The organism is Rummeliibacillus sp. SL167, assembly GCF_007896505.1.
In the GTDB taxonomy this organism is placed as follows: domain Bacteria; phylum Bacillota; class Bacilli; order Bacillales_A; family Planococcaceae; genus Rummeliibacillus; species Rummeliibacillus suwonensis.
In genome coordinates this window covers 734,915-748,441 of sequence record NZ_VCBM01000001.1, presented here as the reverse complement: position 1 = coordinate 748,441, position 13,527 = coordinate 734,915, and the positions used below count along the sequence as shown (strand labels likewise).

General features: G+C 33.6%; 9 protein-coding genes. 2 read left to right on the top strand and 7 right to left on the bottom strand.

The features are described from left to right. The first annotated feature begins 183 nt into the window (after positions 1-183). The gene (locus FEZ13_RS03335; protein ID WP_146551459.1) at positions 184-558 is read left to right on the top strand and encodes a nucleotide excision repair endonuclease; all 375 of its coding nucleotides are present in this window, start codon (positions 184-186) and stop codon (positions 556-558) included. Between the two features lie 338 nt (positions 559-896). On the opposite strand, the gene FEZ13_RS03330 is transcribed toward FEZ13_RS03335, so the two are convergent. The 3 genes from FEZ13_RS03330 to FEZ13_RS03320 all read right to left on the bottom strand — a co-directional run bounded on the left by FEZ13_RS03330 (position 897) and on the right by FEZ13_RS03320 (position 7,084). Beyond that, positions 897-2,780 (bottom strand): dynamin family protein, encoded by a 1,884-nt coding sequence (locus FEZ13_RS03330; protein WP_146551458.1) that lies wholly within the window; start codon positions 2,778-2,780, stop codon positions 897-899. 132 nt (positions 2,781-2,912) lie between these two features. Beyond that, a complete protein-coding gene (locus FEZ13_RS03325; protein WP_370467676.1) occupies positions 2,913-4,136 on the bottom strand; it encodes a GNAT family N-acetyltransferase in 1,224 nt (407 codons plus the stop codon). Between the two features lie 986 nt (positions 4,137-5,122). After that, positions 5,123-7,084 carry a thioredoxin domain-containing protein gene (locus tag FEZ13_RS03320; RefSeq protein ID WP_146551456.1) on the bottom strand — a complete coding sequence of 654 codons (1,962 nt, stop codon included), beginning with the start codon at positions 7,082-7,084 and terminating at the stop codon, positions 5,123-5,125. A 346-nt stretch (positions 7,085-7,430) separates the two neighbouring features. On the opposite strand from FEZ13_RS03320, the gene FEZ13_RS03315 reads away from it, so the two are divergent. Next, a protein-coding gene (locus FEZ13_RS03315; protein WP_370467607.1) for an IS3 family transposase occupies positions 7,431-8,998 on the top strand; the annotation gives its coding sequence in 2 pieces (ribosomal slippage) (positions 7,431-7,914 and positions 7,914-8,998; 1,569 coding nt in all). A gap of 896 nt (positions 8,999-9,894) precedes the next feature. Here the strand turns inward: FEZ13_RS03315 and FEZ13_RS03310 are convergent. The 4 genes from FEZ13_RS03310 to FEZ13_RS03295 form a co-directional block, all read right to left on the bottom strand. Beyond that, positions 9,895-11,148, bottom strand: coding sequence for an MFS transporter (locus tag FEZ13_RS03310; RefSeq protein ID WP_146551455.1), 1,254 nt, complete (start codon positions 11,146-11,148; stop codon positions 9,895-9,897). Then, a complete protein-coding gene (locus FEZ13_RS03305) occupies positions 11,148-11,921 on the bottom strand; it encodes a DUF2268 domain-containing putative Zn-dependent protease (RefSeq protein ID WP_146551454.1) in 774 nt (257 codons plus the stop codon). The genes FEZ13_RS03310 and FEZ13_RS03305 overlap by 1 nt, the downstream gene beginning before the upstream one ends. Positions 11,922-12,015: 94 nt before the next feature. Next, positions 12,016-12,816: an arylamine N-acetyltransferase gene (locus FEZ13_RS03300; protein WP_186725749.1), complete on the bottom strand. Its 801-nt coding sequence runs from the start codon at positions 12,814-12,816 to the stop codon at positions 12,016-12,018. Continuing rightward, complete coding sequence (locus FEZ13_RS03295) at positions 12,803-13,516, bottom strand: SagB/ThcOx family dehydrogenase (protein ID WP_146551452.1); 714 nt, start codon at positions 13,514-13,516, stop codon at positions 12,803-12,805. The genes FEZ13_RS03300 and FEZ13_RS03295 overlap by 14 nt, the downstream gene beginning before the upstream one ends. Between the last annotated feature and the right edge of the window lie 11 nt (positions 13,517-13,527).

Sequence of the window (13,527 nt, the reverse complement as noted above, 5' to 3'; positions counted from 1 at the left end):
CTTAAAATTAGAGGTGTTTATTCCTCCGTTCCAATCAGTATACACGAAGTTAAAAGTGAAGAATTTTTCATTGTTACGACTCATAATCATCCCAATCCACACGTTTGATAGTATAGCTATACTGGCTTTTCCTACCGTTTTATGATAGCATGAACTTTATATGAAAATGAGGACGTGAATTTTTTGATTAAAATCGAATTACCAAAACCAGATGTTGTCATTCGCCAACGCGAACAAAAACCAAAAGAAGGCGAAGCGATCATCCCTTCTATTTATGGATTTATCGATTTCCACAAAATCCCGCGAGATAAGGGCGGTCTTATCTTTTTCTTTAACAAAGACAATGAGTTACTATTTGTAGGAAAAGCACGCAAATTGCGTCAACGTGTAAAAAAACATTTTGAGGATCATGTTTCCCCTTTAAAAGATCATCGTGATGAGGTTCATAAAATTGAAGTATTTCTTGTGGATGATCCAATGGAACGCGACATTTACGAAACATATGCCATTAATATATTACGTGCAAAATATAATACGGATAAAGTCTTTTACGAATAAGTGAAAATTTTCCCTTCGTAAATTTTATCCATCTAAAGTTGAAATATCTTAGAAATGAGAACTTGCTGTTTATTATGTGATGTAAGACTCATCAAAACTTATGCTTTTTGGATGGGATTATGAATGTCCCCACTGGAATATAAAACTTTTATCCAGTGGGGATTTTCTTTGTCCATCATTAGGTGTTTTAAAACCAATTAGATTCTTTCAGATGGCACCGACTCTTCCTTACCCAACTAAAAAATCTGCTCGACCTTATTTTTAAGCAGAAGATCGGGCAGATTTAAAATAAAATGATGTATTTATAAAACCGTTCTTTTTTGACAATTCGCTTCACTTTATTCTTCATCTAAATTCAATATTTTAGGTGGTTCGTCCAATTGTACACGAATATGATCTTCAGTTATGTGGCATGAATAAAACGGATTCTTTTCTATTATCAACTTTTGGATTTCAACATTATTGATTGGTCCCATTTGTTCATACTGTTCAATATATGCTGGGTAATCAAACACAGTTTTCTCAATCGCCTGTAGTATCTCTTGCAGTTTCGTTTTTTCTTCTTTTGTTAAAATATAGCCCTCTTTTAATACATAATCACTTACAAATTTCAAAATAAAACTTTGTGCTTCAACAATACTATCAAATCCCTTTAACTTTTTGATCGCTGTTTGAATTTTTGCATTCTCAGTATTTCTTTGAAACTCAATCGTTGAAAAATCTTTTAAAATCATTGCCAATTGTTCTTGCACGACTTTGTTTAATAAATCTTTCGTCTTTTCAAATGATTTGAGTAAATTTTTTTCCTCTATTTTAAGCAGATGATACTTTTTCTCTAAAATCTGTTGCCGCTCATTTAATTTTTCTATTTGATCCACAAAATACTCGTTTTCTTGACGTTTGCCAAATATAAATTTTAATAATGTTAAGCCATTTACTTTTTGATGCTTTTTATCCAATAATTCATATATATGTGTGTATTCCTGCCTTAGTTTCCGATATTCTCTTACTCTCAAAAGATATTGTTTCGCCTGATTATTGAACGTAAATAATTGAGTGTTATCACAAAATGGTTTGGATTCAATGACTTGAATCAACTGAAATAGTGTATCTACTTTTTTAAAAATAGTACTTTTTTTCTCATACTTTACAGATAACTCCAAAGTATAGCTGTTTTGTGCTGCTTCTATGGCCTGCCGTTCCTCAAAATGCTCAACATATTCCTTTAAAGTTAAAAAAGATGTCTGATATGGTTCTCTTTCTGGAATAATTTCGATCTCCGTCTGAAATCTTTTTAACCAATGAATAAATCGCTCCGTTAAATATGCCAAGCGTTTGGCTTGGTTATTAGCTGTTTTTTCCAATTCTTTTATAACAAGATCGATTTGGCTATGCCGCCATTTTTCATCATTATCATCTTTTAACGATACAGATTCTAGTGCCTCTTTTGAGGAAATACAAATCAAATCTCTTACATAGCTAGAAACCTGTTCTTCATAGGATGAAATACTATCTTTATGATTTAAATCGATCAAATCCAAGCCATTTAGAATCCCTAGTGGTATTATATTTTTTCCTTTTATTTTTTCAAGTAATTTTAACTCTTCTGGAACAATGGGCAAGCCATACTTAAAGATCCAAAAAATATCATCTGCTCGATTTAAGATGCTTTCTTTAATATATGCAGTATCATTTCCTGAAATTTGAAGAGGCGTAGTATCAATTAACGTGACCATTTTTAATAAATCATTTTGCACATATATTTCAATAAAATCAAGACTATCTCTCAATATTTTAGCACTTGAAGTTTCTAAACTAGTAAACAGCTCCACTTGTTGGATATCAAATGATGCAATTTGTCCGTCTAAAAAGTGGGCGCAAACTTTTTCCTTTTCCCCATAACAGATTATCGTGTTGACTTCTGTTGCTACTGCCACATTCGTGCTTAAAATGGGTCTCTTCAATAATGCATTAACTAAACTTGTTTTGCCACTATCTGTCATGCCTGCAAATAAAACAATCGTATTATTGGAAGCATCTTGAATAATATATTTTAAAATTTTCGTGGTTTCTCTTACATATGAATTCTTTGAAAGTAATTTATTTAAATACTCCAATTTTACAACAAATTTTTGTAAAAATTCGGCAGGTTTTTCATATTCCCAACGGACAACTGGTAGTTCTTCTTTTAAGTCATTAACCGTTATTAGGTCTTTATCCATCCATTAAATCTCCTTTATACTACTTAATCATTAGTATACATGAAAATATAACAAATGTTGTATAATTTTTATTTTCACAAAAAAATTACTAAGTGATTACCGATTAAATTTAAAAATAGTTCTTTTTAACTATCAAAAATAATCTACAAATGTTGGAACACCAGTTGGAATGATTTGCTCTAACAGCAAAATAGATTCGATATCACCTTTAATTCTCTCTATTTGATAAAGATAGGTTGGTCTTAAATATCCCAGCATCATTGTAATCAAGGTTTGGACAGTCATCTGCACTGCCTCGTCACTTAACTCATCACTTATTTTTTTGATTTGTATCCCCTCTTCATCTGAAGATATATCAAAAGTACCATGATTCCATTCAACTAACGGATCACTAACAGCCCATTTCATATGAAATGATTCTTTCGAAAAAGGAAATTGCTTTACAAATCCGTTCAAATCTACTATCCGTGCCATAAAGTATGGGGATAGACTTTGCTTAATCTCACTATCTTGCATTAAAAAGGCAACGGCTTCATTTCCAGTTGTTTTGCCATAAACTTTATAAACCATCGATTGGTGGGCATATACAAAATTCCAAAGCGCCTTACGAGCAACTTCTTTTAAGGTAATTAACTCATCGATATAAAAATTTTCTTCCATGATGCGGTAAAACATATAGCCAAGAGCATTGCCATCTTCATCATAGTAAACGGCCGCTTGTAAATTAGCATTGCTATCGATAAATTTCTCTTCCCAGTAATCCTCTTGGTATTTTTCATTCCAGGAGATCTCATTCCGAATCATAGCTCCATGTGTATGAATGGCAAATTGATGATACACTTCTTTTATATCTTCATGGGAAGTGGATAAACGCCGCACCTGTCCTGGAATTTCATCGTAATATGGAATTTGAGTATCTCGAATTTGATATTCGACAATATCACTCATTATTTCAAATCCTTTTTGACGATAATAAGGAATGGAATAAGGGAACAAATACGAAATATAATAACCATCTTTTTTCATCTGTTCTAGGCTTGCATAAATCAGTTTATGCATCAAGCCATGCCGCGAATATTCTGGATAGGTTCCTACCGCGGTCATACCGCCCATCTTATAAACACGATTATGAATATTTACTTCAAAAGGTAAATTTAAAATCTGCGCCACTAATTGATCTCCATCAAACCAACCAAGTGCGCTCCCTTCATTGAATTGCGTTGATTTAGCGGTCACAAATGGTCGGTCTTTGTTGATGGATAAATTGACTTGAAAAACATAGTTAAGTAACTCGATAGATTGTTTTATTTCTGTTTGCTTAATCTCTCGCATATGTAAATCGGATTTCATCGTTATACTTCTCCTTTTTAACCTTCACTATTTTTTTCATTATTTAAAAGCAGGCGTGTTGATTATCCAATTTCCCCCATAAATATATAGTGTATTTGCTGATTTCCGCTACGGCTTGCTCGCTTTCCTGCGGGCGAATGCTGAGCCTCCTCGCTACGCTGCGGGGTCTCATCTATTCGCTTTTCCCGCGGGAGTCGAGCAAGCCTCCGCTCCAATTGTTATAAATGACGCTAAAATACAGAGTTTTTCAAAATTACACCAAACAAACATTCCTAATTTTTGTAAAATCAACACGCGTGACAAAATATAGATAATTTTATAAAGTGAAACTCCATCAGTGGTGTTTTCTTCATCCACCCACTGAACTAGAGGAACGGAAGTGAAAAACGCCACGTCCTGTGGCAACACCTGAGTGACCAACATCCTGCCCGCCCGAACCAATCGGACTTTTACGGACAGTTGATCACCTAACTATCTTTCTCGTTTCTCTCTAAATCTTGAGATGGGGTCTTACTGCACATTAAAGCGGGATAAAAACTGTTTCCTGTACAGATCGGGAGCAATCACTTACGAAAGTTTATTTTTGGGACAGCTACATAATGCAAAAAAATGAAAAAATTATCAGGCGTGTTAATTAGGAAAAAATCAAGGTAAATATATGAGCATAAATGAGAAAAATCCCTTATTGTAAACTCCAATCTATATAGATCTTTGCTGCGGCTTGCTCAAATCCTCGATTAGGCTTGCGCATTTCCTTCGTGCGGTGTCGATTCGATGAAGCCCCGTGGGAAAAGCGAAGAAGCTTTAGAACCTGCACGAGCTATTAAGGAATGGAGTCTAAGAACACAATGTCCTATGGCAACAACCCCGTGACCAACATCCTGTTGCCCTGAAGCGGTTCAGCGACCACATGAGTCGTGCAAGCCGTAGGGAAATCAGTGAGTTACCTAAATTTAAATGGGCAGAATTGAATAATCAATACGTCTGAAAAATTATTTAAATTGTAATGTTCGGAGAGCCTCCGTTAAATCTGTAATGGCTAGTTGACAACTATAATCTTGACATATTTGCATTTCAAAGTTGCCTTGTTTTTGAATATGCCAAACATCAAATGGTCGGTATTGAATAAATAGCTCTTGAAGAACATCTTCAGAAGGGTTGACTAAATGAATTTCCTTATTTTCTGCTTGATGGGCAAGCATCAATTGTAATAACCATAATGTTGCAGAAGGATAACGATCGATATCGGCTGAAAAAGCTTCTACTATTTCATCAGCCCATTTTATATAGCGGTCATTTTCAGTGATTTTTCCGAGTCTCCAAAATTGCATAGCCAGCGTACTGTTTCCTGCTGGATAGGCATTATCAAAAGCCGTCTTTTCTCGAATAATTAGTCTTTCCGCTGCATGACTAGTGATAAAAAAGCCGCCTTTTTCCTGATCATGAAATTGTGTGAGCATTTCCTCTGCCATTTTTTCTGCTCGTACGATATAGTCATCCACGCCTGTTGCCAAATAGAGTTCGTTTAATGCCCATAAATAATTGGCATAGTCATCGATAAAGGCAAGCTGCTTGGCTTTCCCATCACGATAACTTACATATAAATGTCCATTTTTCATCAGATATGTTTGCAAAAATGTATCGACTCTTTTAGCTAGATCTATAAAGGATTCATTGGCAAAAACAGCGCCTGCTTTGGCAAAAGCGCTGATCAATAATGCATTCCAAGCCGTTAATATTTTATCGTCAATATGGGGATAAACTCGTTTTTCGCGATGATCCAATAATTTTTCCCGGCACCATTCCAATTCATCTCGTGATAAACTGCCTTTTTCCGTTTCAATAAGATTTGGAATATTCTCTCCTTCAAAATTGCCGTATTCACTTATACCATAAGTCTCTGCATACTTTGTCCCTTTATCTTTTCCTAATATATCGATGATTTCATCGTATGTCCAAGTATAATATTTTCCTTCAATCCCTTCACTATCAGCATCAATGGCGCTATAAAACCCACCTTTAGGATGCTGCATTTCTCGCTTCAGAAATGTGACCGTCTCAAAAACAGCTTGTTTAAAGGAAGCTTTTTGAGTGATCTGATAAGCCTCCGTATAGCAATGTAATAATAATGCTTGATCATAAAGCATTTTCTCGAAATGTGGAACAAGCCACAATTGATCAGTCGAGTAGCGTGCAAATCCAAAACCGATATGATCATAAATCCCGCCTTTATGGATTTGTTCTAGTGTTTTGATTGCCATCTGCAAAGCATCCTCTGTCCCTGTTGCCTTATAATACCGAAGTAGATATAAAATTTGCCCGGCTGTAGGAAATTTAGGTGCTGTCCCAAAGCCACCATATATTGCATCAAAATTCTGCTGAAGCGTTTGAAAAGCACGAGTAGTTACCTTATTGGAGATCGTTTCTTTTTGTTGATCGCTCATTTCTCTTAATCTTTCAACCAGCTGCTCTCCTATTTGAACGACTCTTTCACGTTCTTGGTGATACATTTTCGCCAAATATGGAATCATATCCTTCATACTCGGTCTTCCATATTGATTATATTTAGCAAAATAAGTACCCGCATAATATGGCTTTTGATCTGGCGTCAAAAACACATTGAGCGGCCATCCACCAGAACCCGTCAACATTTGGCAAACATTCATATAAATCGAGTCAATATCTGGACGTTCCTCACGATCCACTTTAATGCAAATAAAATGCTGATTTAAAAGCTCCGCGATCTCATCATCTTCAAACGATTCGTGTGCCATTACGTGACACCAGTGACATGTCGAATATCCAATGCTGACAAGAACAGGCTTGTCTTCTTGCTTTGCTTTTTGAAAGGCTTCCTCACCCCATGGATACCAGTTCACAGGATTGTAGGCATGCTGCAATAGGTAAGGCGAAGTCTCAGCAATGAGTCTATTGGGTTTATTTGTATTAGGCATTGGATCACCCTCTTTCTTTTTTTATTTACTTCCGATTTATCTTAACCATATTTAATTTTGTTTAATATAGTTTATTGCTCAATAAGATACGCAAAAAGAAGTTAAGCCCTTCATCACCTTCTTATATACTGAAGTAACTGGCCGTGTTAGATCTAAATGCTCTTTTAGTTAAGCCTAATTCATCATTTTGTTCTTTGTTTCCATGTATTGATGTATTTCTTATTACATATATTAATAATAAATTTGATAAACTGAATTAACCAACTGCTTCTCCCTCTCTGTTAGGATAGTTGTCGTACGATATTTTAGTGTTATAGTTTAGTGAATAACACGGAGGTTGATCGATATGACGGAGAGAAAAAGGGTACGATATTCGCAGGAACAGAAAGAAATGATTATTAAACGCATGATGCCACCGAATAATGAATCAGTAGCACAAATTGCGAAGGAAGAAGGCATATCCGAAGTAACGTTGTACAAGTGGAGAAAGTCTGCTCGTACAGCGGGTATGGCAACACCTGGAAATGGACAAACAAGCGACAAGTGGAGTAGCCAAGATAAATTTTTAATTGTGATGGAGACATTCTCCATGAATGAATTGGAATTAGCAGAATATTGTCGAAAAAAAGGATTATATCGTGAACAAATAGAAGCTTGGAAAAGTGTATGTCTTCAAGCAAATGGGCAAGCATTTGATCAAGCAAAACAGCTGAATGATGCCTTAAAGGATGAACAAAAGAGAGCTAAACAACTAGAAAAAGAGCTTCAAAAGAAAGAAAAAGCGCTAGCTGAGGCTGCGGCATTATTACTTTTGCGAAAAAAGGCCCAAGCGATTTGGGGGGACGACGAGGAAGAATGATTAGCCCGTCAAATCGCGCATTAGCTGTTGAACTTATCCAAGAGGCCCATCAAAATGGTGCGCGATTAGCGAAGGCGTGTGAGGAACTTGATATCAGTGTTCGAACGTATGAGCGCTGGGTAAAAGAAGGTGGTATAAAGGTTGATCAGCGTCCACTCGTGAAAAGACCTGTGCCAAAAAACAAGTTATCTTCGGAAGAAAGAGAAGAAATACTAACAGTTGTCAAACAAGGGGAATATGCCGATTTACCACCGACACAGATTGTCCCTAAACTTGCGGACAATGGGACATACATCGCCTCAGAATCTACCTTTTATCGTGTATTACGTGAAGAAAAAATGCAACACCATCGTGGCCGTAGCCAGAAGCCTGAAAGAAGGATTCCTGAAAGTCATCTCGCAACAGCTCCCAATCAAGTATGGACTTGGGATATTACATGGCTTGGAGGACCTGTAAAAGGTTTGTACTATCGCCTCTATTTAATGATCGATTTATTTAGTAGAAAAGTGGTTGGATGGGAAGTCTGGGAAACAGAAGAAGCAAAACATGCCGAATCGCTTGTGAAAAAAGCAGTTATCAATGAAAAAATTCAAGGAGCGCCGCTGGTACTACATTCAGATAATGGGAGTCCGATGAAAGCCGAAACATTCTTAAGTTTACTAGAAAAATTAGGCATTCAAAGTTCTTTTTCAAGACCGCGTGTGAGTAACGATAATCCTTATTCAGAGGCCATGTTTCGTACACTTAAATATCGACCGGATTATCCGTATAAAGGTTTTGCATCACTTACAAAAGCAAGACAATGGGCACATCAATTTGTCCAATGGTATAACGAGATTCACCTGCACAGTGGGCTAAATTTTGTAACACCGGTACAATGTCATACAGGTGAACATATAGCGATATTGGAAAAGCGAAAAAAAGTATATGAAATGGCAAAAGCAAAGCATCCAGAACGTTGGACACAAGGCATAAGAAATTGGTCGCCAAAAGAAAAAGTCGCACTCAATCCAATGCGTGATGAGGACAAGACAAAACAGTTCATGGAGGAATAATATCTCCATTTTCCTGTTGATCTGAAACGAAAGCAAGCTTTTCCTTTCGTTTCAGATCAACAGGCCAGCAAGCGCAGCGCGGTAGCCTTAATAGCATCTGGAGATGAAGGATATTTTTAAAAATACTAAAGTAGCTAATTGCGACAACTATATTGACAAACACCGGGTATGATGTAGCATCATCTGCGGGTCTGTTTGGCATGGAGATTCAAGGAGCGACAGCAATCTTCGCAGTCAACCTCAAGCGAATTCTAAAACTTCTCAAAGAAAAAGAGGGAAAATAGATAAGGAAAAAGGTAGATTATCGTCTAAATACAGACGATAATCTGCCTTTTTTATTAATATGGATTAACGATAATAAAAAATCATGGGTTTTTCAGTGGCCTCGTATAATAGGCATAGGGAGTCTTCCTCTAGTCGAAGAGTTTTTGTGGTGATTACTTTTTTCGACATTTTGGGGAGGTACTCCTTTTTCTACATTTCAAAACCCTTGAGACTGTAAGGCTCAGACTTTTGAAATTGATTCATGTATTTGGAATAAATAATTCAGTCACTAATTTCTTATTAATTATCCCCTTTGGATCGTTTCTTTTCCCAATATTAATTTCTACTTATTCTAATAATATGAATTTTAGAGATAATAAGGAGCGACTCCTTTATAAAAAAATTCTCTTGTTTTTTCTTGTACTTCACACTCCCCTAAATTCTTATAAATTTGAATTGATGTTGATTATAAGTGAGCGACAAATAAAACAATGGATTAATAATACAACAATGGGACTTAAATAAAAAATTTTATCGCAGCCTAAGCTGAAAAGTCTTTTTAAACTTTCCCCTTTTTAGGGCGCATTTTATAAATATCCAAAAATGCTTTTTAATTATGAACAGATAAAAAATCAATGAGATTCTTTGGAAATATTAGGTTGGCTAATTACTTTTAAGTATGAATGATTGAGTAAAAAACTGAATACTATCGCCATCAAAATTTGAGATAATCCACTAAGTAAAGGAACAAATGTTACACCTAATGTTTCTATAATAATCCCTGTAAATAATGCCCCCAGTTGAATTGAAATAGTAGTAACTGTACTCCATAAACCGAATATTCTTCCCTGAACTTCATATGGTACTTGCGTTTGCATGATGTATCTTTCATAGGGAGCTAGAATAGTGGTGCCGATTGAAAAAATGACTAAGGACAACATTCCTTGATATACATTGTCTGTAAAACTAAAAAGAACCCAGCCTAATCCAACCATTGCATAGAGTAGACTATATCTCCTTTTATTTTTAAATAATAATTTTTTTTCAGCAACAATATAACCTACAATTATCGCTACTAACACTTCTGTACAATATAAAATACTTATTCCATATTTATTCATATCATAAATATCTGTTACATATTCCTGTAACATCAAGTTAAAAGTTCCTATAATAATTCCTAGAGTTAATGCAGAGAATAAGACTAACCCAACTAGTCTATTTTTTTGTACCATTTTAAGTCCTATTAAAAATTCATCTCTGAGATTCTTATCTGATTTGACACTAGAGATTTGTTTCCATTTGCAGAAAAATATATTAATAGCAGAAATTCCATATAGTATAGCTGCAATAATCCATTCCATTTCCAATTCTAAAAATGATACAATTACTCCCCCTATAGAAGCTCCTGTTAACCTTATTATACTTGTTATTGTATAACTTAAAGAGTTGGCCAATATTAAGTCATCTTCTATGACAATATTTCTTACTGCTTTTTGAGATGCAACAGCTGCAAATGAATTGGCTATACCAATTAAGAATCTAGTAACAAAAAATAGTATCCATGCTAATTGAATCTCCATGTAAGGAATTAATATATATATTAATAATAAAAAGATATTTAAGAAATCCATTCGATAAATTAATTTTCTTAAATTAACTTTATCTACAAAAACACCTGTAAACATACTGAATAGAATAGGTGCTAATCCACTAATTGCCCATAAAAGACCTAATTGGAAACCATTCGAGGTAATCTGTTTTAATAATACTAGCATGCCAATAAAACTAATCCATGAGCCTAACCCTGTATAAATTGAGGAAAGCTGTAATCTTTTATAATCAGGGTATTTTTCCCAAAGATATACAATTTTGCTCTTTTTCATTATAAACACCCATCATAAAATGATGATTTATAATAAACTTCGTATGGATCTAATTTAATTAAATCTGTAAAGTCCTTATAAGTTTGATTTTCCATATAACTTTTAACGATAGCATATCCTAGTGAGTAACCTAACCAAAGAGGAATATCTAATTGATTCCCATACATAATTTTTTGTATTTCATATACATCTGTAATGTACAATTTATCTTCATATAAGGCTAAATAAGTCTTTAATTCATAAGGAGTTAAATTTGTTGCCCAGTTTCCTACAAATCCACCCCCAAGAATGCTTTCAACAAAAGCTTCTGAACACCCCTCATCAATAAAAACATCAAGTAATGTCTTAGATTTTTTTTGTTTTCCTATAAAATTTCTAAGTATATGCTGGTATTCATGGATACATATACTTTTAATATAATTTGAATTTACTTTATTTTCAATATCCAAATAAATATAGATATTCGAATCACCATCAGTATGAGCTAAGATGCCATTCATTTTGTCTAGATAAAATGAATTTTTTACGAGTGGCAATAGAAAGATTTGAGACTGCATCTCACAAGTTTTTTCAGAAGCAATTTTGAAATATCCCGAAATTTTTTCATCTATATCTTGATAAAAATTTTTTAATACAGATTTATCTGATTTATCTTCAATCATTCTGATCAATCCTAAATCTACTAACTGATCGATGTTCAATCGAGAAGCATTTTCTGACAACCCTGCACCTATTTCTTCAATAGAATTATATATTAGGTTTATTACATTCATTTATTTTTCTCCTTAATTTCTTCATTTGGGAACCCCAAAATATCATTTTATAAGTGAGAAATATTTCGTAAGAAAAGTAAGTCTGTATAACTGATTAATTTATAGTATTTATTAATTTGTTATCAAAATTTAGTAAACCTAACAGATCTTTTTCACAAATATCTATATTAAATTTTGTATTAATATTTGTAATTATAGATTCTAAAGAATCAATATAAGCTTCTGTTATTTTGACCCCTTTATAGAATTCTGTATATTTATTATTCAGCAGAAACATAAAAGTATCTTCATCTTTCCATTTATTAATATAAAGGTTATTTAAAAAATAATTCTGTTTTGTCATAGAAGATTCCCAATCATTCCATAATTCGTCAATAGTTATAAAGTGACCATTCCATTCTTTTGCAGGTAAACCGCTCCAAAATAAAGTTCCATGATTATTTGAATATTTCCATTCTACGCTATTATCACCTTTGTTAATTTCCCAGCTTTTTCTTAAAGGTAAAGGCTTAAATAAAGGAGACCAAAATCCAACGTCTATATAATACTCTTTTAAGTCAATTTCTACCGCTAAAGCAAAGTGTTGATATTCTAGTTTTAAAATCTTCACATTAAAATTTAAAGACTTCAACAAATTATATAGCGCCCAGGTGAAGTGCAAGCAAGTTCCACCTAATCTATTTTTTTTGACTGAAACGATGTAATCTTCCGGATGGCTATATAAATTTTTAAGTTCTTTTCTTGATTTGAAATCTTGGAATTTTCTAATAGTATCATACGGAATATATAATTGATGATTTAATATAATTTTTGATAGTATCTCAAATTTTGTTTTATTTTCGATAAATTCATAATTAATATGTAATAAATCTAAGTATTCTTTATGCCATGTCATTAGAATCTTCCTTTTCTCCAATACCATATACATATAACGGTATTTCATCATGAGGTAAGTTTAATTGTCTTTGTAATTCATCATCATAAAATCCACCTATAGCACAGCAACCTAAATTTTGATATTGTGCCACCGTTCTGGAAATATTTTGTCCGATATGACCAGCTTCTATTAATGCATATCTATATCCTCGAGAACCGTATTTATTGATTAAATTCTCCATTTTTGCTGTCATTACAACCACAAATGAAGCATCATTGAGGAATTGATTTATTGATGTTAAAAAATAATTATAATTAATAGTATCTCTAATATAATTTAATTTTCCTTTAGTTTTAATATAATGATACGTTCCATTTAATGGATGATTTTCAGATGTTAAAATATATAATTCAATCGGATACATACCCCCTGCTGATGGAGTTAAGGATTTAACTTTTTCAGCATTTAATTCTAAAAAGTAACTTGATTTTAAGACTTCCAATAAAATTTCTATATCCATTGGAATTTTTTTATATTTTCTACATGATGAAGTTACCGTTCCTATATTTCTAACAGAAGAATTATAATTTAAAGTATGTGAAGGGTATTTTTTTCCTTCAACATCTATTTCATAGGGTTTCCCTGGAGCATTTAAAACTTGAGAACGATAATTTTTGGAATTAATATGATAAAACTTATAAATGTATGAGTCATTCAAACTCAACACCT

Coding starts and splice junctions, on each gene's coding strand:
- FEZ13_RS03320 (WP_146551456.1), bottom strand. CDS start 7,084: ATGCCTAATACAAATAAACCCAATAGACTCATTGCTGAGACTTCGCCT.
- FEZ13_RS03305 (WP_146551454.1), bottom strand. CDS start 11,921: ATGAATGTAATAAACCTAATATATAATTCTATTGAAGAAATAGGTGCA.
- FEZ13_RS03310 (WP_146551455.1), bottom strand. CDS start 11,148: ATGAAAAAGAGCAAAATTGTATATCTTTGGGAAAAATACCCTGATTAT.
- FEZ13_RS03330 (WP_146551458.1), bottom strand. CDS start 2,780: ATGGATAAAGACCTAATAACGGTTAATGACTTAAAAGAAGAACTACCA.
- FEZ13_RS03300 (WP_186725749.1), bottom strand. CDS start 12,816: ATGACATGGCATAAAGAATACTTAGATTTATTACATATTAATTATGAA.